The 24,628-nt window shown below is 37.6% G+C and carries 24 protein-coding genes and 5 pseudogenes; 23 read left to right on the top strand and 6 right to left on the bottom strand.

All coding sequences use genetic code 11. The features are described from left to right. Window positions 1–170: 170 nt before the first annotated feature. The 14 genes and pseudogenes from C7E02_RS04355 to C7E02_RS04290 all read left to right on the top strand — a co-directional run bounded on the left by C7E02_RS04355 (window position 171) and on the right by C7E02_RS04290 (window position 12,821). On the top strand, window positions 171–593 hold the full coding sequence (locus tag C7E02_RS04355) for a response regulator (protein ID WP_242978732.1): 423 nt from the start codon (window positions 171–173) through the stop codon (window positions 591–593). Next, window positions 571–1,356 (top strand): hypothetical protein, encoded by a 786-nt coding sequence (locus tag C7E02_RS04350; protein ID WP_105308885.1) that lies wholly within the window; start codon window positions 571–573, stop codon window positions 1,354–1,356. The genes C7E02_RS04355 and C7E02_RS04350 overlap by 23 nt, the downstream gene beginning before the upstream one ends. After that, window positions 1,347–2,621: a glycosyltransferase gene (locus C7E02_RS04345; RefSeq protein WP_005341504.1), complete on the top strand. Its 1,275-nt coding sequence runs from the start codon at window positions 1,347–1,349 to the stop codon at window positions 2,619–2,621. The genes C7E02_RS04350 and C7E02_RS04345 overlap by 10 nt, the downstream gene beginning before the upstream one ends. After that, on the top strand, window positions 2,618–4,315 hold the full coding sequence (locus C7E02_RS04340) for a leucine-rich repeat protein (protein ID WP_105308884.1): 1,698 nt from the start codon (window positions 2,618–2,620) through the stop codon (window positions 4,313–4,315). The genes C7E02_RS04345 and C7E02_RS04340 overlap by 4 nt, the downstream gene beginning before the upstream one ends. After that, entirely contained in the window at window positions 4,302–5,441 is a 1,140-nt protein-coding gene (locus tag C7E02_RS04335) for a DHHW family protein (protein WP_105308883.1), read from the top strand. Before C7E02_RS04340 ends, C7E02_RS04335 begins: the two co-directional genes overlap by 14 nt. Next, the gene (locus tag C7E02_RS04330) at window positions 5,422–6,015 is read left to right on the top strand and encodes a hypothetical protein (RefSeq protein ID WP_105308882.1); all 594 of its coding nucleotides are present in this window, start codon (window positions 5,422–5,424) and stop codon (window positions 6,013–6,015) included. The genes C7E02_RS04335 and C7E02_RS04330 overlap by 20 nt, the downstream gene beginning before the upstream one ends. Continuing rightward, complete coding sequence (locus C7E02_RS04325) at window positions 5,979–6,659, top strand: polyphosphate polymerase domain-containing protein (RefSeq protein ID WP_105308881.1); 681 nt, start codon at window positions 5,979–5,981, stop codon at window positions 6,657–6,659. Before C7E02_RS04330 ends, C7E02_RS04325 begins: the two co-directional genes overlap by 37 nt. A 24-nt stretch (window positions 6,660–6,683) precedes the next feature. Further along, window positions 6,684–7,400, top strand: coding sequence for a DUF4956 domain-containing protein (locus C7E02_RS04320; RefSeq protein WP_105308880.1), 717 nt, complete (start codon window positions 6,684–6,686; stop codon window positions 7,398–7,400). Between the two features lie 28 nt (window positions 7,401–7,428). Then, window positions 7,429–8,847 carry a CotH kinase family protein gene (locus C7E02_RS04315; RefSeq protein WP_105308879.1) on the top strand — a complete coding sequence of 473 codons (1,419 nt, stop codon included), beginning with the start codon at window positions 7,429–7,431 and terminating at the stop codon, window positions 8,845–8,847. Between the two features lie 2 nt (window positions 8,848–8,849). Then, window positions 8,850–9,950 (top strand): non-hydrolyzing UDP-N-acetylglucosamine 2-epimerase, encoded by a 1,101-nt coding sequence (wecB, locus tag C7E02_RS04310; RefSeq protein WP_105308878.1) that lies wholly within the window; start codon window positions 8,850–8,852, stop codon window positions 9,948–9,950. Further along, on the top strand, window positions 9,943–11,091 hold the full coding sequence (locus tag C7E02_RS04305) for a hypothetical protein (RefSeq protein ID WP_105308877.1): 1,149 nt from the start codon (window positions 9,943–9,945) through the stop codon (window positions 11,089–11,091). The genes wecB and C7E02_RS04305 overlap by 8 nt, the downstream gene beginning before the upstream one ends. 89 nt (window positions 11,092–11,180) lie before the next feature. Next, window positions 11,181–11,294: pseudogene (locus tag C7E02_RS20400) on the top strand (TnpV protein); the annotation flags it as partial. Between the two features lie 176 nt (window positions 11,295–11,470). Next, a complete protein-coding gene (locus tag C7E02_RS04295) occupies window positions 11,471–12,427 on the top strand; it encodes an ORF6N domain-containing protein (RefSeq protein WP_005341533.1) in 957 nt (318 codons plus the stop codon). 79 nt (window positions 12,428–12,506) lie between these two features. Then, entirely contained in the window at window positions 12,507–12,821 is a 315-nt protein-coding gene (locus C7E02_RS04290; protein ID WP_005341535.1) for a helix-turn-helix domain-containing protein, read from the top strand. Window positions 12,822–13,236: 415 nt separating this feature from the next. On the opposite strand, the gene C7E02_RS04285 is transcribed toward C7E02_RS04290, so the two are convergent. Then, complete coding sequence (locus C7E02_RS04285; RefSeq protein ID WP_005341537.1) at window positions 13,237–14,445, bottom strand: IS110 family transposase; 1,209 nt, start codon at window positions 14,443–14,445, stop codon at window positions 13,237–13,239. Between the two features lie 362 nt (window positions 14,446–14,807). Between C7E02_RS04285 and C7E02_RS04275 the strand changes: the two genes are divergently transcribed. The 3 genes and pseudogenes from C7E02_RS04275 (at window position 14,808) to tnpB (ending at window position 17,514) form a co-directional block, all read left to right on the top strand. Beyond that, the gene (locus tag C7E02_RS04275) at window positions 14,808–15,674 is read left to right on the top strand and encodes a DUF4300 family protein (protein ID WP_203226943.1); all 867 of its coding nucleotides are present in this window, start codon (window positions 14,808–14,810) and stop codon (window positions 15,672–15,674) included. 417 nt (window positions 15,675–16,091) lie between these two features. Next, window positions 16,092–16,392, top strand: a pseudogene (locus C7E02_RS04265) (transposase). An 18-nt stretch (window positions 16,393–16,410) separates the two neighbouring features. Continuing rightward, on the top strand, window positions 16,411–17,514 hold the full coding sequence (tnpB, locus tag C7E02_RS04260) for an IS200/IS605 family element RNA-guided endonuclease TnpB (protein ID WP_055282764.1): 1,104 nt from the start codon (window positions 16,411–16,413) through the stop codon (window positions 17,512–17,514). 198 nt (window positions 17,515–17,712) lie between these two features. Here tnpB and C7E02_RS04255 read toward each other — a convergent pair whose 3' ends face one another. The 3 genes from C7E02_RS04255 to C7E02_RS04245 are packed head-to-tail and all read right to left on the bottom strand — an operon-like array spanning window position 17,713 to window position 19,584. After that, a complete protein-coding gene (locus C7E02_RS04255; protein WP_105308876.1) occupies window positions 17,713–18,354 on the bottom strand; it encodes an ABC-2 transporter permease in 642 nt (213 codons plus the stop codon). After that, complete coding sequence (locus C7E02_RS04250; RefSeq protein WP_105308875.1) at window positions 18,351–19,208, bottom strand: ABC transporter ATP-binding protein; 858 nt, start codon at window positions 19,206–19,208, stop codon at window positions 18,351–18,353. The genes C7E02_RS04255 and C7E02_RS04250 overlap by 4 nt, the downstream gene beginning before the upstream one ends. 1 nt (window position 19,209) lies before the next feature. Beyond that, complete coding sequence (locus C7E02_RS04245; protein ID WP_021908000.1) at window positions 19,210–19,584, bottom strand: GntR family transcriptional regulator; 375 nt, start codon at window positions 19,582–19,584, stop codon at window positions 19,210–19,212. 465 nt (window positions 19,585–20,049) lie between these two features. Between C7E02_RS04245 and C7E02_RS04240 the strand changes: the two genes are divergently transcribed. Then, on the top strand, window positions 20,050–20,445 hold the full coding sequence (locus tag C7E02_RS04240; protein WP_105308874.1) for a hypothetical protein: 396 nt from the start codon (window positions 20,050–20,052) through the stop codon (window positions 20,443–20,445). Window positions 20,446–20,630: 185 nt separating this feature from the next. Further along, window positions 20,631–21,230, top strand: coding sequence for a hypothetical protein (locus C7E02_RS04235; RefSeq protein WP_105308873.1), 600 nt, complete (start codon window positions 20,631–20,633; stop codon window positions 21,228–21,230). A 145-nt stretch (window positions 21,231–21,375) separates the two neighbouring features. Here C7E02_RS04235 and C7E02_RS20630 read toward each other — a convergent pair. Next, a pseudogene (locus C7E02_RS20630) lies at window positions 21,376–21,873 on the bottom strand (transposase); the annotation flags it as partial. Window positions 21,874–21,985: 112 nt separating this feature from the next. On the opposite strand from C7E02_RS20630, the gene C7E02_RS04225 reads away from it, so the two are divergent. The 4 genes and pseudogenes from C7E02_RS04225 to C7E02_RS04210 form a co-directional block, all read left to right on the top strand. Then, window positions 21,986–22,147 (top strand): hypothetical protein, encoded by a 162-nt coding sequence (locus tag C7E02_RS04225; RefSeq protein WP_055158628.1) that lies wholly within the window; start codon window positions 21,986–21,988, stop codon window positions 22,145–22,147. A gap of 79 nt (window positions 22,148–22,226) precedes the next feature. Beyond that, the gene (locus C7E02_RS04220) at window positions 22,227–22,535 is read left to right on the top strand and encodes a type II toxin-antitoxin system RelB/DinJ family antitoxin (protein ID WP_028087852.1); all 309 of its coding nucleotides are present in this window, start codon (window positions 22,227–22,229) and stop codon (window positions 22,533–22,535) included. 38 nt (window positions 22,536–22,573) lie between these two features. Next, window positions 22,574–22,861 (top strand): annotated as a pseudogene (locus tag C7E02_RS04215) (type II toxin-antitoxin system RelE/ParE family toxin). A 10-nt stretch (window positions 22,862–22,871) separates the two neighbouring features. Beyond that, window positions 22,872–23,183 (top strand): annotated as a pseudogene (locus C7E02_RS04210) (conjugal transfer protein); the annotation flags it as partial. Window positions 23,184–23,249: 66 nt separating this feature from the next. Here the strand turns inward: C7E02_RS04210 and C7E02_RS04205 are convergent. Further along, entirely contained in the window at window positions 23,250–24,626 is a 1,377-nt protein-coding gene (locus C7E02_RS04205) for a sensor histidine kinase (protein ID WP_105308872.1), read from the bottom strand. Window positions 24,627–24,628 lie beyond the last annotated feature (2 nt).

Here is a 24,628-nt window from a genome sequence, read left to right as displayed (position 1 = left end):
GCCGCAGACAGGCAAGTGGAGTAGTTATTTCAAAAACGCTCTGGTAACAGTATATCACAAAACAATACCACGGAGTTGCAATTCGTGCCATTTTCTGTCGTTTCGTGCCAGGATTGTTGAAATGATTTCTGCCTTTCTTATAATGAGAATAACAAATGAAACTACCTTAAATGGAAAGGGAGGGGAGTGGTGTCGTGTATTGTATTGCCATATTGACTAACCAGGAACAGGAAGGACAAAAAAGTGCGGAATATATCAGGAATTACTGTACAGAGAAGCATGTCTTTCCACTGATTGAAATTTATCAGAATCAGGAACAATTTTTTGCACAGACATTGAAAACAGTACCGACAGTGGTGTTTCTCGCATTACCGGGTGTGTCCGGCCTGAATGCAGCAGAACAACTTCGTTCTCTGTATCCGAAATGTGGAATTATCTGGTGCAGTGACCTTGATTTTTCGCTTCATGCGTTCAGGCTGCGGATAGAATATTTTTTCATGAAACCTGTGGAAGAGCAGAAAATAAAAGAAGGTCTTTCCATCTGGTTTGAATGTAAAAAAGGAGGGAGTTATGAAAGAAAAGAAAGTAATTGATTACACCAGAACCTATCGAAGAATTGAAGCAGATAAAAAGAAATGTATTCTGTATATTGTCATACTGATCCTGCTTGGTTTTCTGCTTATGTGGACTCAGATCGATGATCTGACCAGGATGATCTGTAAGATATGTGCCGGTGTTTTAAAGAAATATGAACCGCATATGTATGTTGGAATCCGTTCAGAAACGTATCCTCTGTTTGGGAAAATCAGCTATCTCAGTGCAGGAACCGTATATCCGGGAATAAAGATAAGCCTTATAAATACAGGAATTTCTCTTGGAATGATCATTCTGCTGGCGGGACTTCCATGGAAGGGTCGGCCTCTTGCTATATATCTGATTCTGTGCAGTGCGATTCATCTGATAAACAGTCTGTGGTTTGTGTTTGGGGAAAAATATTTTCCTTATACTTTAACCGTTTATTCAAAATTATATATGCTTCAGGAAATTGGCATATGGGTGATGTTTTTTGTCATGACAGTTATGGTCACCGGAATAATAGGAGACAGGGGAGTGATCTATAAGCTTTTGACGCTTCTTGCGATCATGTTGTATTCCATTGTATTTGGGACCGTTCGCTATGCGATCTTTATCTGGCTGCTGTACAGATTTTCTGTGATCTATATGGCATTTTTCTACTTTATGATAGGTCCTATGTTTGACTTTTTATATCTGGTTATGATTTATGCAGTGTTTGTCAACCGCATGATCGGTGTTTACGATTCAAGGAAGGGAAAGGAGGTATGGAAATGGTCGTAGCTATTATGAAAGGTTATATTATTTTTGTTATTATTCTGATGCTTCTGTACACAGCCAGACATTTTTATTTTACAATTGTAAGACTTCTGGGCAGACAGCGTCTCTATTACAATGATATTCTTACAGACAGGATGAAAAGTATTTCCGTACTGATCCCTATGCATAATGAGGAGCAGGTGCTTTCCAACGTTCTGGATTCTCTGCTGCAATGTGAGTATGACAGGGACAGACTTGAAATTATTCCGATCAATGATAATTCTACAGACCGCACAAGGGAAATGTTGGATGAATATCACAGAAAGTATGAGTTTATACGTCCCCTTCACAGAGACTGTCCGGACAGAGGGAAACCGGTGGGTCTGAATGATGCAATGAAGCTGGCAAAAGGGGAGATCATCATTGTATTTGATGCGGATTACAGACCTGCCAGAAACATGCTGAAACAGATTGCACTGGGATTTGAGGATCCGCAGGTAGGTGCAGTTATGGGGCGGGTGATACCGTACAATACCAACACAAATATGTTGACCAGACTTATTAATCTGGAACGGTCCGGAGGATACCAGGTAGATCAGCAGGCACGATATAACCTGAAAACAATTCCGCAGTATGGCGGGACAGTAGGGGGATTTCGCAAAGATTTTCTGTTAGAAACAGGTGGCTTTAATCCAAAGGTTCTGGCAGAAGATACGGAACTTACATATCGGCTTTTTACCAATGGCTGGAAGGTTGTTTACGCTAATTCGGCGGAATGTTATGAAGAGTCTCCAGAAAGCTGGAATGTGAGAGGCAGACAGATCAGACGCTGGTCAAGAGGTCATAATGAAGTATTGTTCCGCTATCTGATTCCTACGATCACAACTCCCTATATGGGACTGTTTCAGAAAATAGATGGCTTGTTTCTGCTTTTTATCTATGCGGTACCGGTATTTCTGCTGGTGGGATGGGTAGTTTCCCTTGGATTATTTTTCCTGGGTGAAATGCAGATATTCAGTGGCTGGTGGGTTATATTGTTTTTGGGAATTTATAATTCCCTTGGAAATTTTGCACCATTTTTTGAGATAGGTACCTCGCTTATCATAGACGGACTTCCAGGAGAGGCATTGCTTCTGCCTCTTATGATGTTTAACTTTTTCTTCTATATGTGGAATATTTCTTTGGGATTTTGGGATGCAGTGGTAGATACTGTTACCGGAAGAGGTGTGAAATGGGATAAAACAGTGCGGTTTACTGTGCAGAAAACGGAAAAGGAGGCTGAAAAATGAAAGTATGGATTTTGATTTTTGTCTGTATGTTCTCTATGCCTCTGTTGGTTGCAGTATTGCATTTCAGGATGAGAAAAGGGCAGATTCTGAAAATAAGGCAGGATTATGTGAAAAATGCCAGATATTTTGGAAAAAGCTTTTCTGCTCTGGTGGAAAAAGCCCTTCCGGAAATGAAGAATGGTATGATCATGCTTTCAAAACAGGAAAAGGTGTGGGAAACAGATGGAAGTCAGGAGTTCGTGCAGCCTGAGATTGAAGATCTGATCATTGCCAGAAATACCATCTTCTGTCCGCAGCAAGAGGATTTACATTTCCAAAAAGAAATCTACAGTGAAAAGGATGCGTTGTTTGTGAAAGAGAACATACGACTCCGGGCTGTATACAGCAAAAAAAGACTGCTTTTCGGAAATAAGATCCGGCTTCTCAGATGGGCGGACGCAGAACATGCAGTTGCAGTTTATGATGAATGTGATCTGGGTGAAAGGGTATCAAGTGGAGAACAGCTTGTGATAGGCTTTGAGAATGTTTTTCATAGTCTGTATGCACCAGTGATCCGTCTGGGACAGCGTCCGGAGGAACCGGACCGGTTTATGGAAGAACGTGATCCCAGGATATTTCGTATGCCGGTAATGAACAGGTATGAATATAACAGGCATTACATAGATGATGATATGGTTACAGAAAGTGGAACAGTTCCTTATACGATTATTTCCCGTGGGGATATAAAGGTGATAGAGGACATTATCCTGCAGGGAGATATCCACAGTGATGGAGCTGTGAGGATTATGGAAAATGCATCGGTGCTTGGAAATATTTTCGCAGAGAATGATATACTTCTGGAAAAAAATGCAACAGTGCTTGGAAACATTTTTACACAGGGCAACATTATATTTGAAGAAGGTGCCAGTGCAGGTCAGCCGGATAAGATTATTTCAGTTGTTGCCCGCGGAACAATAACATTTTATGGCGGTAATTATGTTCATGGATATGTGGTTTCAGAGGGTGGTGGAAAAATTCTGAAATCGGACAGAGAGATATCTGGAGAGTATTGTTTTCCAAGAAAACCTGTTCATGAAGAAAAGATTACTTTCCGGGATCTGTCGGAATATGAAAATGTTGATTTTCAGGGATTTCGAGGAGATATATATGTAAAAGAAGCGATTATTCCTGAAGGTGCATCAGTCATTTCGAAGAGTCAGTTTTTTGAATGCAGAAGTCTTGAGAAGGTGTATCTGCCGGAGAGCGTTTCTGTTATTGAGGACTATGCATTTGCTGACTGTCATGTGCTGAAAGTACAGGAAAGCATAGAAAAGCTTTCGCTGAAATCTGTAGGGATATCAGCTTTCGAAAACTGTTATGCATTGGAATTTGTAAGTCTTCCGGATTCCCTGACTGTGATTGGAGGAGCTGCATTTGCGGAATGCGTGTCTGTTAATAAACTGATATTTTCAGACACCTCACTGTTAAAGAAAATAGGTGATCATGCATTTCGCGGGTGTAGGAATCTGAAAGAGGTATATCTGCCGGACAGTGTGGAATATGTGGGAGTCAGTGCATTCAGAGATTGTAGTTCTCTTGAACAGATTTCGGTATCAGAGAAAATAAAAAACCAGCCGGGTATTGCAGAATTAGAGAAAAATTGTCCAAACGCCAGGATCAGGTTCAGGGAGGTGAATTCAGTTGAAAAAGAATAAAACCGCAGAACTGTTTCTTGTTTTACTCATTTTGACCGTAATGTCTGTAGGAGTTTTTAGCCTCCAGAATGGAATGGAAAAATTGCAGAATGTTAAGCAGCAAAGCGTATATGTTCCGGAAACAAGAGATTTGTATAATAATTATGGCTTAAAAAATGACCAGTCTCTTTCAAAAACCAAAATTCTGGAAACACAGGATCAAGTGATTTATACGGATCGCATCTTTAATATAAATCAGATTTCTGAGGATCAGATTTCATATGCGGCAGATATTATGAAGGCATTGCAGGAAAAGAGTGGAAAAGATGCTTATATTATGCCGATACCGGAAAGAGCAGTATTTGAAGGCGGATATGAAAATGAAAAGGAAAAATACAATAATTTTACAGAGAAACTGGAAGCCTCTTTTACAGATTCTTCTGTAGTTTTAAATCCGTTATCTGAACTGGAAAAACATCAGTCTGAATATCTTTATTTCAGAACTGAAAATAGCTGGACAATGCGTGGGGCATTTTACGGGGCGCAGGTGATTTTTGGAGAACTTGGATATGATAAGGAAAACCTGGATGCTTACCGGGAATATGTTTTTGGGACTTTTGAGGGAAATCTTCTTTTGGAGGCGTTAAAAAAGTATACGACAGACGAAATAAAGAAAGATATAGGAAACATGGAACAGGAACCATTCTATATTTATATCAATGGTTCAAGTCTCAATCGCGAAGAATTAACCCTTGAAAACAAAGAAGGGCAGCTAAAGACAGTAAAAAGACAGATGATACAGTTTAATAGTAGTGGAAGTCATGCAGTTATTGGCCCAGATTATGAGCATAGTATAGTGGAAGGAAGAGGAAAAGGACAGAGAAAAGGAAATCTTCTTCTTATTGCAGATGCAAGAGGAAAGATGATGATCTCTTATCTTTCAGAGGTTTTTGAAAAGGTTTATGTGTCTAATATTTATGAGGATACAGATCTGATACAGAATCTGGATGAAATACTGGAAAAATATAATATAGAATATATTGTATGGGCACAGGATGTTACTGAAACAGGAAATATATCCTATATGAGAGCATTGAATCCACTTTTAAAGGAAGGAGGAATGTCTGATGTCGGAACTGATCCTTAAGGGAACGGACCTGTTTATGAAAAAAACAGGAAGTGCTGACAAGCTTCATATAAGCGGAAATACAGAAAGAATGCTATTTTTGATCATTGGGATTCTGCTTGTTTTTGCAGGAGCTAAGGTATACCGTCTGATTGTTTCCTTCATAATGTTCTGGGGAGTGACGATTGCCCTATGTACTGTTATGAATGGAAAAACCGGATGGGGGACGATTGTAACAGCATTTACGATACTTGGGTGTCTGATGGGATATATGGCATTTAAGTGGAAAACAGCAGATTCCATGATCCTGTCTGCTATGACTGTTGCGGCAGTTGTATGGATGTGTTATCCATTCTGGTGGGTTACAGTTATTTTCGCTGCAGGAGCTGCAGTTGCAGCGGCTTTTTTTCCTCTGGAGGGAGCAATCCTTTCTTCTGCTGCAGTGGGAATGTGTCTTCTTTATGAAACGGGAGTCAGATACGTGGTTTTCCTGGTAGTATGTGGACTCCTGTTCCAGATAGTTCTGTTTGAACGAAAATCAGAGAGGGGGCGTAAGATTTGGAAACGATTTTTCGTAAAGAAATCAAATACCTGATCAGCCGCAGAGAGGCCATGATTCTTCAACAGAAGCTGGATGGCATTATGGAAAGAGATATCCATGGAGCAAATGGCAGATATTTTATCAGATCTCAGTACTATGATTCCATAGACGATCAGGATTTATGGGATAATCTGGATGGAATGTATGAAAAAAGGAAGATCCGTTTAAGAATTTATTCACTGAATGATTTATCTGCAAAGCTGGAGTTTAAATGCAAAAACGGATCTGACGGAGTGAAATATTCCATACCTGTCAGCCGTGAACAGGCACTTCGGATGGAACAGGGAGATGCGTCATTTCTTCTGGAATATGAAACAGAGCTGGCTATGAGACTGTATTTGCGGATCACACAGGGCTGTTATCGTCCAAAGACGATCATAGATTATCAGAGGCTGGCATTTGCTTATCCTGCAGGTGATGTAAGAATCACTTTTGATACGGATATCAGAGGGGCTTTATATCCATATGGTCTGTTCGAGGAGATTGGAACAGATGCGCTGGGCAGTACAGAACAGGTACTGATGGAAGTAAAATATACAGGATTCCTGCCAGACATGATTGCAGAGATTTTGAAAAAAACAGATGAACTGTCCAGCAGCCACAGTAAATATTCCAGAGCCAGAATGAGATGGCTGTAAGTTTTGTATACGGCAGACTGGAAAATGTTGGTAAACCGGATGCCGGGATTGGAGAAAGAGATGAGAGAATTTATTGTAGAAAATTTGACAAATACAGAAGCGCTGAGCGTGACTGTGATTTTAATGAATAATATAATCGCACTGATTGTTTCCTTTTTTATTATGTTTACTTATAAAATTTCTTATGTGGGATCTGCATATAGCAGGAAATTTAACATTTCAATCGGAACGATTACAATGATTACGGCTATGATCATGAGTATCATTAGTAATAATATCGCATTATCCCTTGGTATGGTTGGTGCTCTTTCTATCATAAGATTTCGTACTGCTGTAAAAGATGTAAGAGATGCTACATATATTTTCTGGGCAATCGCAGCAGGTATTGGCTGCGGGGTATCCCAATATGTACTGATTGTTATTGGTTCTGCTTTTTTACTTCTTTTCCTTATTGTTACAAGGAAAGGGTTCACATCTTGTAATAAGCTGATGGTTGTTCAGGGAACACCTGACTGCTTACATAAAACAGAGGCAGCAGTAGACAGCTTTTTTTCTGGAAAAGTACATATTTCTATGAGAAATGTTACAGAAAACAGCTTTGAACTGGTTTATTCTATTGGAGAGGGAATTCTGGATCATGCTGCAAAACAAAATCAGATGGATATTTCAGAGAAACTGATTAAAATTGATGGTGTGAAAAGGGTAAATATAGTTGACCAGAAGGATGAACTTTCGCAGTAAAAAGGCTGCTTGACAGAGAGGTGATGCTATGAAAAGGATAGGACGTATCCTTTTATGTATTCTGATGATAACAGTTCTCTTTGGAATATCCATTATGGGAAATTTTGTTGTAAAGTCAGAAAATAAGTCAAAGGAAAAAAAGAGAACTGCTATCACGAAAGAAGAAATGAAGGAGTGGGCTGCACCGGACGAAGAGACGCTGAAATATTATGATCTGGGAAAGTTCTCTACTACACTTCCGGTAATCTATATGAATACAAAGGGCCAGCAGATCCTGAAGGAAAATGCGATCTGGGGAAATATTGCACTGTTAGATGGAAACGAAGAGGCACAATCTATCTTCTCAGTTCCTAATTCCATATATCGTGCTACGATCAAATACAGAGGAGCCTCTTCGTATAGTAAATTTGATAAAAAACAGTATCGCATTGAGTTTTACAAAAATAATAAAGACAGTACCAAAAAAGTGTCACTTGCAGGAATGGGAGCAAACAGTGAATGGGTGCTGAATGGTCCTTATCTTGATAAGACACTGATCAGAAATAAATTGGTATATGATCTGGCAGGAGAATTAAATGGATGGGCTCCGGACACCCGGTTTGTGGAATTGTTTGTCGATGGAAAGTATCAGGGAGTTTATCTGGCGGTAGAACCTGTAACAAACGGAGAAAGCAGATTGCGTCTTGCAGAATTTGGTCTGTTGTCTGGAGAAACTGCATATGTGGTAAACAGAGATAGGATCGATACGGGAACAGAAGAAATAGAAACATGGGGAAAGACGGAAGGCCATACCTATAACGCTCTGTATATAAGATATCCATCAAAAAATAAAATAACAGAAAAACAAAAAGAATATATAAAAAATGATATCTCTGAATTTGAACAGGTTCTATATGGAAAAAATTTCAGTGACAAAAGAATCGGCTATCAGGCATATATAGACATGGATAACTGGGTGGATTATTGTATTATCAATGAATTTGCCATGAATTATGATGCTGGTAATCTTTCTACTTATGTGTATAAAGAACTGGGAGGAAAGCTACAGCTTGCTGCATGGGATTTTAACAATGGATTTGATAATTATCAGTGGTTTCATACAGAAACAGATCGTCTTTATACTGTGGAAAATTCATGGTTTGACAGGCTGTGGCAGGACGAATCTTTCAAAGAACATGTCTGTGAAAGATATGGGCAGCTCCGTAAAACCACACTGTCCGATGAACATATCGCTGAGAAAATAGCATCTTATCAGGCGGAACTGGGAGCTGCCGTAGACAGAAACTTTAAAGTGTGGGGATATTCTTTTGATGAGAACTTGTTAGTCGGAACTGATAAGGAGGGAAGGTCGAGGGATATCGGAAGTTATGAGGCAGCTATGAAACAGCTGACAGATACTATCCGCGAAAGACTGGCGTATCTGGATAAAGAACTGGGAGGAAATTGAGAATGAAAAAGGTACTGGTGATTTTTGGAACAAGACCGGAAGCAATTAAAATGTGTCCTCTTGTTCTTGAACTGAAAAAAAGTGAAAAACTGGAAACTCTGGTGTGTGTCACAGGACAGCACAGGGAAATGTTGCAACAGGTTCTGGATATTTTTAAAGTGGTTCCGGATTATGATATGGCGATCATGAAAAAAGGGCAGGACCTTACGGATGTGACAACGGCTATTCTTACAGGAATGAGGGAAATCCTGAAAAAGGAAAAACCGGATATGGTACTGGTCCATGGAGATACATCGACTGCATTTGCCGCATCGCTGGCTGCATTTTATCAGCAGATTCCGGTGGGACATGTGGAAGCGGGACTTCGAACTTATAATATGAAATCTCCCTATCCGGAAGAATTTAACAGGCAGGCCATCGGACTTACTGCCAGTCTGCATTTTGCACCGACTCAGAAAGCAGCGGATGCACTGCTGAAAGAGGGCAAGGATCCAGAGCAGGTTTTTGTCACAGGAAATACAGGAATTGATGCTCTGCACTATACGGTGCGAAATGATTTTTATCACCCGGAGATAGAATGGGCAAAGGACAGCAGGCTGATTGCTGTGACGGCACACAGAAGAGAGAATCTGGGAGAACCTATGCGTGATATGTTCCGGGCTATACGTAGGATCGTGGAGGAATTCACAGATGTGAAGGTTATTTATCCTGTACATTTAAATCCGCAGGTCAGAAAAATCGCAGATGAAGAATTCGGTGGATGTAAGAGAATACACCTGATCGAACCACTGGATGTGGTAGAATTCCATAACCTGATGAAAGCCAGTTATCTGATCATGACAGACAGTGGAGGAATTCAGGAAGAAGCGCCTGCGTTGGGAAAACCGGTACTGGTCATGCGGGATACAACAGAACGTCCGGAAGGAGTGGAAGCAGGAACCTTAAAGCTTGCAGGCACGAAGATGGATGATATATACAGAGAATGCAGGCAGCTCCTTACAGAACCAGAGATTTACAGAAGGATGAGCAAGGCCAGAAATCCTTATGGTGATGGGACGGCAAGTATCAAGATCAGAAAAATTCTGGAGGATATAAATGCATGAGTATAAACAAAACCAATGCAAAAGAAAAGTGAAAAATCGAAAGAACGTGGTGGGACTTATTATATTTTGCATAACTGTGGGGATTGTATTTTTGTATGCTTATTATCAGAATCTGAGAAAAGAAATAGATGCCCGTCAGAAATGGCTGGAAACAGTCCTGATTGGAGAAAAAAGGTGGATTCTTGAGAACCAGGGATCTGAGGGCGAAATCTATATGAATGGAAGTGAAGCCGGAGATGTTAATCCATACTTTGCATGTATGGCTGCACTGGGGCTTTTGGCAGAAACAAAGAATTGTCCCATCACGGAAATAGAGAAAAAAGCTGTCGGCAGGTATCTGGACTGGCATACCGGGATTTTGCTGGAAACAGATGGGAAAATGGGAATCTACAGGAAAGAGAGTGGAAAACTTATTTATAAAGAAAAGGCTGATTCCGAAGACGGATATCTAGGTATGTATCTTTTCCTTATGGGAAAATACCTGGAAAAGACAGAAAATACAGATTTGCCGGAATACTGGAAAAAAGGAATCAGCCTTGCATTAAAAAAGATTCAAAGCCTGATGCGGGATGGAATCACACAGGTCTCAGAAGAAAATACAACCGCTTATCTGATGGATAATCTGGAAGTATGGAAAGGGCTGCACGAATTGGAACTTGCAGGACTGGAAGATACACAGGAAATCAGTGAAATGCGTAAAAAGATACAGGCGCAGATAGAAAATATATTCTGGGATGATGCGAATCAAAGATGGAGAATTATTGGAAACAGTAATCTGTATGATCAGACAGAATTTTATCCGGATGGTGTTGCTCAGATTTATCCGCTGATCTATGAATTTCCGGTAAAAGAGAAGAAAAAGCAAAAGATATTATATGATCAGTTTACGGAAAAGTTTCAGTGGCAGAAATTGAATAAAAAAAGAAAGGGCTTTTTGTGGGCAATGACAGGAATGGCTGCCGCGCAGATTGGAGATATCAATAACCTTGTGGAATTAATAGGAAATTATGAAACAGAATACTGTGAGAATCGAAAATATCCGCTTTACACAGGCGAAGCGGGATGGATATGCATGGAATGTGAGAAATTGTATAGATTATATGAAAGAAAAATAAAAACAGGATTTATACTGTGTGCATGATTGCGGGGGCGCGGATGTCTAAAATGAACCTGTCAGAAACTGTGACTGCTGTGAGATAAACCAGAAGTCGTTGTCGTAAAATGTGGTAAGAAAAAGAACCACTGCCGGATAAAGAAGCAGATCAAATGGCATGGGTAAGAGATGCTAATCAGCACAGAGCGATTGCGGAAGAAATTATTCTCAAGGAATTGATTTATGTTTAAATGAAGGTGATGAGGTCGTGGAATGCGACCTCATTATTGTATGAAAAATAGCAGTAGGCAGAATGAGAAAAATAGGGTAAAATGGGAACATGGATTTTGGGAACTCATAAGAAATGATTGTGCGGTAAAGTAACTTGAAATGCCAGTTTGGCATTTCAAGTTATAGAGGAAATGGAATGGCGGATCAGAAAGTAAGAGAAATGGAACCAGTGGAAACACAAATAGTTGAAATCATGCCACCGGACGTTGAAAATCTGATTTATGTAGTAAGAAACAAACAAGTCATGGTGGATAGTGATTTGGCAATGCTTTATCAGGTAGAAACGGGAGCGTTAAACAGAGCCGTTAAAAGAAATATTGCCAGATTTCCAGAAGATTTTCGATTTCAGCTTACAAAAGATGAATATGAAAACTTGAAATGCCAATTTGGCACCTCAAATGGCAGTGGAACAGAAAATGGTTATGGTGGCAGACGTACATTACCGTATGTATTTACAGAGCAGGGAATATCCATGCTTGCAAGTGTATTGCATAGCGAGGTGGCAATTAATGTAAGTATAGGTATTATGCGTGCATTTGTAGAAATGCGACGGTTTATAGCCAACAATGCACTTTTGTTTGAAAGGATTAGTAACGTTGAGCTAAAACAACTGGAATATCAGAAAAAGACAGATGAAAAACTGGAGCAGATTTTTGAGTACATATCAGATCATGAGGAGTCTAATCAAAAGATATTTTTTGATGGTCAGATATATGATGCATTCAGCTTATTGATAGGACTGATTCAGAAAGCAGAAATGGAAATTGTTCTGGTAGATGGCTATGTGGATGTAGGAACATTAAATATGTTGTCCAAAAAGAAAGAAAATGTGGCGGTGACAGTTTATACACAGCAACGGACAAAATTATCTCAAACAGATGTAGATAACTTTAATGCACAGTATCCTAAACTGGATGTGAAGTACACAAGAGCATTTCATGATCGTTTTTTAATTCTTGATAAAACGAAAGCATATCATGTGGGTGCGTCTTTGAAGGATGCAGGTAAAAAATGTTTTGGAATTAATCTGATTGAAGATGCAGGTATTGTAAGAGATATTTTACAGAGATTGGAATTGGAAACAGAAGAATAGAAAAGTAAGTTATGCAGAAAGGCGTGAGTCATAAGAATATGGCTTGCGTCTTTTTCTGTCTGGAAAGGAAGTGGGGAGCATGGCACAGATTTTTCGTGTAGAGAGAACTAAGAATTTTACGGTAATGAGTAATCACCATTTCAAGAATAAGAATCTGACATTGAAAGCGAAAGGTCTATTATCGCTGATGTTAAGTTTGCCAGATGACTGGAATTACAATATGCAAGGACTGGCAACATTGAGCAGAGATGGGATTGATTCTGTTCGTTCTGCAATTAAGGAATTAGAGCATCATGGATATGTGGAACGTCATAGATTGCGTAATGAGTATGGCTCTTATGGCGATACCGAATATATTATCCGGGAAGTTCCATTAGGAGAAGAAAATGATTAAGTGGAGAAGAGAAGTGCCTAAGGGTAGATAGTCCAATTTTGGACAATCAGGTCATAGGAAATTTCTATCTCCGGACATCAGAAAATAGGAAAACCAGATATGGTAAATCCCATACTGGACAAACCGTTGCTATTTTATGCAATTTTCCATGTTTAAATTTATAGTGGGGAGTTTATTTCAAACAGAGAGATCTTAAAAAAATAAATATTTTTCTAATTTTGTTAATATGCTATTTACAGCGAATAAATAGTAATGTATTCTAAAAAATTGCAAGAGAATACAAATAATTAATTAAGCCTGCAAATAAAAAGTCAAGGCTAAATTGAAAGAACATTGAAAATTTTATACAGGTTGAAAATTGGGTATCAAAATAAGACCACCACACCAGTGCTGGTCTGAAAATATTAGTGGATAATTAAGATTCTGGAAGAGATGAAAGATATTCTTTCACTCGTCCGTAGTAGATTCTTAGAAACTTGTTAGCACCTGCAGTCATATAGACATAGTAAGGCTTGTTTTGAGCACGTTTCTTATCTAAGAACTGATAAACAGGATCATCTTGAGGATGCGTTTTAAACAGGACATCCATTACCTGAAATAAAGTCTTTCTAAGATCAGAGGAACCTCGTTTTGAGGTAGGAACACTTTTTTGTTCATAGGTTCCGGATTCATTAACACCAGGATCTACACCGGCAAATGCAGTAATAGCACTTTTGTGAGTGAAACGGGAAACATCTCCGATCTCAGCCATCAACTGAGGACCAAGTGAAGTTCCAACCCCTTTCATAGCCATAACGACAGGATATTCCGGGAGTTTGGATGCAGTTTCATTCATGAGAGTGCGTAGCGATTCAACAGTTGTAGAGGCACTATTAAGCTGGTCTACAGCCTGCCTGATAATAAGCTTTGTAATGGCATCCTTTGGAAGTACAGGAACAAGTTCCTTTGCTTTTCCATAGATTTCTTCAGCTTTTGACTGACTGAAGTTGTACTTCTTGCGTTTGCACCAGTTTTGATAATGGTCGATAAAGGCATTCAGGGACATTTTACGGACACAGTCCACATGCCAGTATGTAGATGCAAAATCAACCCATTTCTGGCTGCCGTCACTGCGTGCAGGACTGTCAAAGTAAGTATTAACACCAGGATAGGTTTGGTCAAGGATGCCGATAAGATTATTTTTCATAGCCGTCTTGTGTTTCATGTAAAAGCCGAACTGACGGTTCATGGTTTTGAGCTGATTGCGTAATTCATCCATAACATTATACTGTTTAAGATTTTGCCATTTGTCAAGAACATATCGGGCGATCTTAACAGCATCCGCTTTATCAGATTTCACTTTACGAAGAGAATCATTATCAAAGTCTTTGATAAGTTTTGGGTTAATGGCACTGACGAAAAGATTTGCCTCTGAAAGCTGATGAGCGAGGACTTCATAATAACGTCCTGTGTGCTCCATCACGATTCGGGACTCACCTTCAACAGAATTGATTAGTTCTACAAGTGAACGGATGTCACTGGCCGTGTGTTTGATTTCAAAAGGTGTGGAAACAATTTCACCGAATGGTCGCATGATAGCAACCATACTTTTACCTTTTGAAACATCGATACCTACTGCGTTCATAAATTGTCACTCCTTAAGATTATTGCAATGGATAAATACCAGTTTTACTCATTGCCCATTCAATCTACTGTGGTGTGACGCGAATGCACCTATGGCGATTCAACCTGCATAAAACGAACGCTGCGAATGAGGAACTGGTTATCAGTCTTAATTGCGGACGCGAGGTCCAAGAAAAGGGACGATATACCAATTTCTCCATCATTATACAGCTTAAGCAACAAGATGGATAATTCCTTACTGGCTGTAAGGGATATTAACCATAAATATATTGTAGTAGAAAAAGGCATAATAATATGGAATTATTGTGACGGTAAAAGACATAGGAGCATTTTTTGAAGTTGATCAATTTGAGGAAGGTATATATGTTGAAAAGTCAAAATAAAACAAAAAAAGTAATTAAAGTAGCTACATTTATTATTCTTTTATGCATGATGTTGGATGGATGTGCAAAATTAGAAAAGAAGCAGAAGCTGCCAATCGCAACTTATATGGGAGGAAACAATACTATTACAGAGATTTGCAAAGAGCTTAATGCAGTAGGTGCTTCGCATGTAGATGTATTTCAGGAATGGGTGACTGATTTCGCGGATTCTGCGGGGAAGAATGCAAATATAAAGGATACTTGGTCAGATCCGGAGAAAATGAAAGTAGATACTGGTAAATGTATGGATGGTTGGGAAAAAAATCACAATTATTCAGACACCGACTGCAGAATGACAGCCTTTCTTCTGCTAGATGGACTGCTTCACGCAGAATCAACAGAAGATAATTACGACGGCACGTATTTAATGTTTGATATGGAAGCAATAGATAATGTAGACAGATATGAAATAATAAGACAGAATAAAGACATGTTTACTACACTATACGGAGAGAAGAGTATTATAGATGATAAACATCCAGAAACAACATTTTCTGATAGCTGGAAACATTATGGATTTCAAATAGATAGTGATAGGATATCCATTTTAAGTATAGCAATATACGATCCAGATACCGATGCTATTTTTATAGGACACACAGGTCTACTGATAAAGTACAGCGATTATTTTTTGTTTGTAGAAAAGATTGCATTTGAACAGCCGTATCAAGCGACAAAAGTGTATAATATGGAGGAGTTGTTCGATATCCTTTCGAGTAGCCCAGAGTATTTCGGAGAAGAGGGAGAAGCAGGACCATTTGTATATAATAATGGTGAATATATTGGAACATTAAAAAATAATAATTAGCAGACCATAAGAGTATGATTAGCGCCTATTGGAAAAACACACTGTCAAAGGAGCTTCTTGTGGCGGGGGTTAACTGTCTGTGGGGAGCAATCATACTACATATAATTTATAATGCAGTAGGAGCAATGATTATAATTCAATAAAGCCCAACTTGTGTAATTGAAAAATGGAGAAATGATTAAAGATTTAATGTACATCGAACTGAAAGCAGGATATTCTGATGATGGCCCGGCATGGATTGGATATGTGAAAACTTCAAAGACAAAGAAAACTATCTATTTTAATGACCATGCTTTTCAAAAATATAATGGTGGTTGTTCAAATTATGTAGATATTGAAATAGGCTACCGCAATCCCACTGGCTTTAGACGGTGGGTTAAGGTAGCCAAAAATCAGAAATTATCGTATACTCATGGCATGGGAACATGGAAATCTAAAAACAGACACAAATACCTATTACAATATCACATTATTTTTGTCTGTAAATATAGGAAGAAATTACTGGTTTCGAGGCAGATATCAGATGATATAAAACAGTTTTCGTATGAGATATGTCAGAGACACAGTGTGATAATAAGATATATGGAAAAGATATCCCCAATATTTACGAAAACAATTCTGGAAAGAACATACCTTTTGGACAGATGGATATTTTGCCTGTAGTGTAGGAAATGTATCGGAAGAAATGCTGAAGAGATATATAGAAAATCAAGGTTGAGAAAGAAGGTGACAGTGGATGTTAAAGGCATATAAATATAGAATATATCCAAATAATGAGCAGAAAATACAGATTGCAAAAACATTTGGCTGTTGCCGTTTTGTATATAATCAGACACTGGCATACCGGAAAGAAGTATATGAGAAAGAGAAAAAAACAGTTAGTAAAACCGACTGTAACAATTACTGCAATAGACAATTAAAGAAAGAGTATGAATGGCTGAAAGAAGTGGATAAATTTGCTCTGACAAATGCGATTTACAACATGGATGCTGCATACCAGAAGTTTTTCAAGGAACACGCAGGTTATCCGAAGTTTAAGAGTAAACACAATAATCATAAGTCATATACAACAAATTTTACGAATGGCAATATAACAGTAGATTTCGGGTGCAATAGAGTAAAACTGCCTAAATTAAAAGGAATAAAAGCAAAACTGCATAGAAATTTTATCGGACAGATAAAATCGGCAACGATATCACAAGTTCCGAGTGGAAAGTATTATGTATCAATTTTAGTGGAAACAGAACACGTGGAACTGCCACATATAAAACAAAATACAGGAATAGATTTAGGTATTAAGGAGTTATGTATTACTTCTGCTGGAAAGAAATACGAAAATCCAAAAATCATCAGAAAATACGAAAAGAAACTGGTGAAACTGCAAAGGCAGTTAGCCCATAAAGAGAAAAGAAGTCAAAATTACTACAAAACAAAGAAAAAGATAGCAATATGCCATGAAAAAATAACAAATACCAGAAAAGATTATCTGCACAAGATGTCCCATGAGATTATCAGCGAAAACCAAGTGATAGTTTCGGAAGATTTGCAGATAAAAAACATGGTAAAAAATCACCGTTTGGCAAAGTCTATAAGTGATGTATCATGGTATGAGCTGACAAGACAGTTAGAATATAAGGCAAAGTGGAATGGCAGGAAATATGTCAAAATAGACACATTCTATGCCAGTAGTCAGCTGTGTTCAGTCTGTGGATACCAAAATACAGAGACAAAAAATCTATCAGTAAGGGAATGGACATGTCCTGTCTGTGGAACAAATCATGACAGGGATATCAACGCAGCAAAAAATATACTGGAAGAAGGATTAAGACAAATAGCATAAAAATAACAATATAGGGCAGGGACTGCCCGAATTAACGCCTGTGGAGATAGTAGGTTACGAGGTCTGCGAAGCAGGAAGCCCATTGGCTTTAGACAATGGGTAGTTCACTACAGTTTATCAATCCAAAACACGATGCTATCACAGCAATGACATAAAGAAAAATAGTATCTCTATCCATAGTCTCACCTTCTTTCTTTATCACGCCAAGTCTGCTTTATCGTAAATCTTTATAGACAAAGATGCTGATATTGCTAAAATCGCAAAACCAATAAGGACAATACCGCCATAAACAAGGTATGGTGAAAACATAGAGAGGAAGTTCAAGTTTAGATTTCCCGCTCTCATAAGCAGTGGCAGAATAAATGGCGAAGCCATAATAATCACTCCAAAGGCAAACTTTGTTTTTTCATATCCAAACTTATACTGTATTGGCAAATAAATACCAATAAAAACAGATACTATAAGAAACATAAATGCAAACAGCTTGATATCTGATGTTCCTAATCCGGGCATAAACAAGGTTTCAAGTTCAAAAACGATACAACAGATTGCATATATAGCCATGCAAAAAATGTATTTTGATGAAACTATCGCTTTCCGTGAAAATGGTGTGGCACATAGTAATGTCGCAGCTTTTGGAAATTGATACTCTTTTAGGGATACATATTGCAACAGCATGAAAACGCCAAAAATGACAGAAAGAATAAATCCAAAAACTCCCGTAAACTCCGGTGTCCGCCAACGCATGACAGGTGGGATAAGCGCAATAACTACAAGCATAATCAGCACATATTTTTTTACAATCAGAAAATCCTTTTTTAGTAGGGCGAACAACATCATTTTTCACCTCCAATATTTCCAAGCATAATATCTTCAATCGTCGGACGCTCAACCATAATGTTGGGAATATAAGACCGTACTTCGGATAGTTGCTTTGTAATTCCTGTAAATCCAAAATCAGTTTCCGATATAGATAAAAAGAGCTTGCGAGTATTAGTTGTTAAAGCTCCACTATCACCTTTGACAATCCGATATGTGTCAAGCAAGGTATCCTTTTCGTCTCGAAAGACGATACGCCCGTTATCAATCATAATGAGCATATCGGCAATCTTATCAAGGTCAGAGGTGATATGTGTCGAAAAGAAAACACCTTTTCCGCCATTTTCCATGTACTCAGTTAAGATTTTCAAAAGCTGCCCCCTAACTAAAGGATCAAGTCCGCTTGTCGGCTCATCCATAATCAAAAGTTCTGCATTATGAGAAAGAGCTAAAGCAAGAGCATACTTCATTCTCATACCTTTGGAAAGGCTATTGATTTTCTGCTTCGGGTCAAGCGAAAACATATCCATGTACCGCTTAAAATCCTGTTCAGACCATGAAGTGTACGCAGATGAAATAATTACTTTCATTTCACCCAGCGAAAGTTCTTCGTAAAATCCCCCACCGTCTAAAACTATACCAATACGGTCTTTGATTTCTCTTTCATTCTTATCCATGTCAAGACCGAAAAACTGAATTTTGCCGGATAGCTTGTTCGTCAGACCTAAAAGCGTCCGCAGCGTTGTTGTTTTACCTGCTCCATTGACACCAATAAAACCTGTGATACACCCCTCTGGCAAAGAGAATGTCACATCTTTCAAAGAAAAATCGCCATACGACTTATTTAAACCGCTGACTGTCAAAATATCGTTCATTTCAATCCTCCTCGTAAAGAATATCCATCATGGAATTAAGTTCTTCCTTACTGATTTTCAGTGATTTTGCTGTTTGTATCATATCCGCCATTTTTTGTTCTACAAGCCGTCGTTTGGAGTCGCGGAGTAATTCAAGATTGCTTGTAGATACAAATGTCCCAATTCCTACTTGACTTACAATAAATCCCTCCTGTTCTAACTCCTCATATACCCGTCGAATTGTTAAGACGCTCACTTTCAAATCATTAGCAAAAGCCCGAATAGAGGGAAGTGCGTCCCCTTCAACCAATTCTTCTTTTAATATGGCGTCCTTAATCTGGTCTTTTATTTGTTGGTATAAGGGAGTGTCAGAAGTATTTGAGATTAGTATTTTCACAAAGCCTCTCGCCCCTTTCTTTTAGTGTGATGTAACTATATACACATTATAAACAACAAGCACATTATTGTCAATATAATACTGAAAACAAACAGATAGAGAGGAATTACAGGATTTTTCTTTACTCTCTTTTGGCAAATCGTTAAGGAAAGAATCGAAGGTGGTGCAAACGAAAAAGCAGTATGGAGACTTTTCATTAACTGCCCTTTCGTTTGCATCAATTTCGATTTTTTCTGGTTGAACAAAGCGCGTCAACTCTATATGGACTTTTAATTCTGACACTCTATTGTTAACAGAACATATGTGGTTTTGGTTTTATAAAATGTGTTTTTTAAAAGTTTCTATATAAATGAAATTATAATTGCTAATGATATTATGGCGTGATATTATGCATATAAGAATATATATGAACGTTTTGCACTTAACATTTATAAGTTTAGCTTATTTTATGTGAGGTGAAAATTTATGAAAAAAAAAGTAGGCATAATTATTTTTATAGTTTGTGTTTTTATAGGAATTGTATTTTTTAAAGAAAATAGATTATCTGAAAAGCCCGCAGAATATTTGATTGATATTATGATTAAAAATGAAGAAAAAATAAATATTGATTATATTCAAATGGGAATTATTCTTCCAGATGGTAATAAAGAAATAATCAATACTGTACGGGGGAATAGTATGGGCAATGATATGTTTCATTTCAATATAAATTACTCCCCAGACACATATTTTTTCTTAAAAGGAACATCTGATGGGAAGGAAATAGAGCCGTGCTATTTTGATATGGCAAATTATTCTAATGTTAATGAGCCACAAGAAATGTATTTTTATATAGAAGATTTCAAAATATATAAAGAATAATTTTTTTACTGTAAATGCTATAATTAAAAGAATATGTTTATGAATCTCATGGTTAAAGGCGATTAAAATGTAACTTTGTAACTTCGTTGTTTAGAGAAAGAGAGGTATTCATATAATTAGAGCAGTATTATTATTTTAGCTTTTTGTACCTGTTGATTGTACCAAAGTTAAAAGGAGAAAACAGTATGAAAAAAATGAAAATTTTATGTTCTACTATTTTGTCACTGGTGTTATTTCTAGCGTTGTATTCTCCAGTTATGGCTGCGGAAACGACAGCAACTGATAATACAACAGAGCTTTTGCGAGAATATTCTTATTACGATTCTGAACTAGATGCGTATGTTATTGCATTTACTTGTAACTCAGATGATACAATCAATTATTTAACAAAAAACGAAGCAGTTCAGTTGTCTATTATGACAGAAAATGTCCCTATAGAAGATACTTCTTCTGATGAGATTGTCCCATTTGATTACCGCGAGTGGTATAAATTTGTTCCAAGTGGTTCAAGAGTGCAATGGAGTGGTACACGACGAAAAGTACAGGCAGGTTGTGGATTTACTTGGGTAAAATCAGCTTCTTCAAACACCACATATACTGCTCACTTAAATTCTGGCGAGAAAGGATATTTAGCTTTTACGCCTTACTATAATAAAATATCCGGTTCATTGCAAGTATATTCTAACTGGGACGGGCTGATTTCCTCAAAATCAGTTACTGGATATTCTGTAAAGAAAACAGCAGATGGTGAGCCTGATGGCTTATATCAATTTATTTACAAATAAAGAAATCGCCTAGAAATTATTGAGGATAATTGAAAATTTGTGGATACTTTGTGTTATGTGTTGTAACATTCGAAAAGCAGTTAATCTTAGGATTGACTGCTTTTTTCTTATTAGAGGATTATATCATAGAACATGAAAAAAGAAATCATGCAGAAGAACGCTTTCCAAAAGATTTGGACATTGCTCTCTCATAGAGTTCTTCGAGGGATACGCGCTTATGATTATAATAGAGTTCCAAAAGCTCCATTTTGTGTTTGCAATTCGGACACTCTAAAGGATCATAACCAAAAGAAGAAAGAATGGCAGTGCGCCATTGGTTGAAACTCCGGCAAATACGATGTTTGCTTTTCGAGATCGCACGATAAAGTTTTTCGTCTGTTTTTCGATGTCTGGCATATAAGCCACCATATCGAATCATTTTGAAGTACTTCTCAGGGATATGACGAATTAATCGTTTGATAAAATCAATTGCCGGGAGAGTTTCTACAATATATTTATTATCTTCATGCCGATTGTAATGGAAGGGAACAGTATTACCATCATAGCTGTCTATTCTGGATGTAGCAATTACAGGGCGACCAAGATAACGCCCAATGTATTTGATGACTGTTTTGGAATCAGAAAGATTCGGTTTGGCATAGACACTGGCAGACAGTCTGACCGAAAAATGATGGAACTGAAAGGAGAAAAGAAAGCATGAATTTTGACAGAACCTTTATAACTGGTTTTTAAGCAACGCACAGAGCCTTGTGTTGATGGCGATTGTTGTTATCGGTATCTACTTGGGATTCAAGCGTGAGTTTTCCAAACTTATCGGATTCTTGGTAGTTGCCTTAGTAGCCGTTGGTCTTGTATTCAATGCGTCCGGCGTAAAAGATGTATTGTTACAGTTATTCAATAAGATTATTGGAGCATAAAATTAGTATTGCTATTGTGCGGACATTTGCATATAATAAAGATAGATGGAAATACTACTCACGAAAGGAGATGCTTTATATGGCTACAAAATCAGCAAATTTATATGCAAGGATTGAACCAGATGTCAAAGAAAAAGCAGAAAGTATCCTGTCTACACTTGGTATCCCTGCTTCCAGTGCTATCAATATGTTTTATAAACAGATTATCTTACAGAGAGGACTTCCGTTTGAAGTAAAAATACCATCTGCCAGACCTGTTGATATCAGCACATTATCAGAAGCAGAGTTCAATGAAGAATTGGAGAAAGGATATGCGGATATGCAGGCTGGACGGACAAAAAATGCGAAGAAAGCATTTGCTGACATTCGCAAGGATTATGGCTTATGATATATGAAGTAGAAGTATCCGAATAGGCTGACAGTGATTTGAGAGGGATTTTTGAATATATTGCTTTTGAATTACAATCGCCGGAAAATGCAAGCGGATAGCTTGAACGTCTGGAAGAACAGATATTAAGTCTGGATACGATGCCGGAGCGTTATCGAAAATATGAAAAAGAACCGTGGAAAAGCCGTGGACTTCGTGTATTACCAGTAGACAATTATGTGGTACTTTATATTCCAGACAGCGATAAAAAGGTTGTAACAATACTTAGAGTAATGTATGCCGGACGGGACATAGACAATCAGTTAAATCTCCACACAAAGCAATAAAGGATATGATTTTACCGTTGCCTACGAAGTAGATCAGCAGGTAAAAGAGGGAGAACAGACACAGGCAGTCACAGAAAACTACACCGTGACCGTTCATGTGGATAAGGACGGTGCAATGGTCATTACCCAGAATCCTACCCTTGCTCCTGTATCCGGCGACTATGTATTTTCGGAATTGGTAAACCCAGTTTTTACCATAGACGGCGACAACCTCAAGGTCAGTGTGTCTGTAAAGTATCTGGATAACAAGTCGAAAATGACGCAAATCTCACAGTATGAGCTGGTGCTTCATAAGGACGATAACTGGAAGATTGTAGAATAAATGATACCACAAAAGACCGTAGCCTGTAAGATAACATTCTAATGTAAAATACAAGCTACGGTTTTATCATTGATTTTTTATGGGTAAGGAAATAGTCGTGGAAAATCCGTTATTTAATGCACTTGAAATAGATACAGTTCCATTATGAATAGAAACAATTTCTTTCACAAGAAGAAGCCCTAAACCATGCCGTAAATCTAACCTTTCATCTGTACTTTGCAGATAATGAGGTGTTGACTGTATTTTTTGTAATTTTTCTTCTGATATTCCTTTTCCGTTATCACTGATTACCAATATTAAATTGTTTCCGTTTACAGCTAAACTAACTGAGATTGTACAACCATTTTCATTATGATTGATACTGTTAGAAATAATATTTTGTATTGCTCGATATAACAATCTTTCATCTCCTATAATAGAGATTTGTTCTGTATTACAGTCTAAATTTAATTCAAAATCAAATTTATTATTTAGATTGTTATTTAGATACTCAACGACAATTTCTCGTATCATTTTACATAAATGAACAGGCGTTTGTTTAACTGGCTGAACATTATAATTTAATTGACTCACAAGGTTCAAATCCTGAACCAAATTCTTAATTTTAACACTTTGGATTTTGATAATATTTGCTTGTTTTCTGGTGTTTTCCCCAACATCTAATGAAGAAGTTATTCTATCTGCATACCCCATAATCATGGAAAGAGGTGTTCGTATATCATGTGAAACGCCACTTATCCAGTTTGCTCTCGCTTTATTTTGTTTGCCTAATTGCAAGGATGTTTCGTTAATACGTTTTCCAACATCTTCCAATTCCCCATTTATATTAAGAACAACCGTTTCGCCATGAGATAGCTTATCTAATCCATTGAGAATAGGAGCAACTTTCAGCATTACATTTCGTTTTGATAAATAATATACAATAAACAGAATAGTTACATTTGATACCAACATAATAAACAGAATAATGGGAGTTTTCTGCATTGCTGATAAAGGAAGATAGTTAGTCACAAATTTTGAATAACTGTTCTTTGGATAACCTAATACCAATAAATCATTTTCTTGCTTCCATGTGAATACGGGATAATTTTTGATATACCCCTTAGAAAAGGCGGCAACGTCTTGTAATGAATATTTAAGTGGTATTTCTTCTGGTAGATTGTATTGCCAGATTACATTACCGCTATTATCTATTACAATTCCCCAGATATTGTTTGTAATTAAATCTTTTTGACACCTATTATTTAATATATATTTTCCATCTTGGATAGTAAGATTATTAGATACTTTTTCTAATGTTTGTACAGGATTATTTTCGCTTATACCGTTGACAGTACCATTAAAAGTTAGGAAGAAAAGCAGTAAATCAAAACCCACTATAAGGATTATTACTGACAAGTATATGAATAAATGTTTACTAATAAATTTTCCGAAATTCCGCATTA

Origin of the sequence: Dorea sp. Marseille-P4042 (assembly GCF_900290215.1) — a bacterium.
Classification (GTDB): Bacteria; Bacillota; Clostridia; order Lachnospirales; family Lachnospiraceae; genus Dorea; species Dorea formicigenerans.
This window is presented reverse-complemented; position numbering and strand designations above follow the sequence as displayed.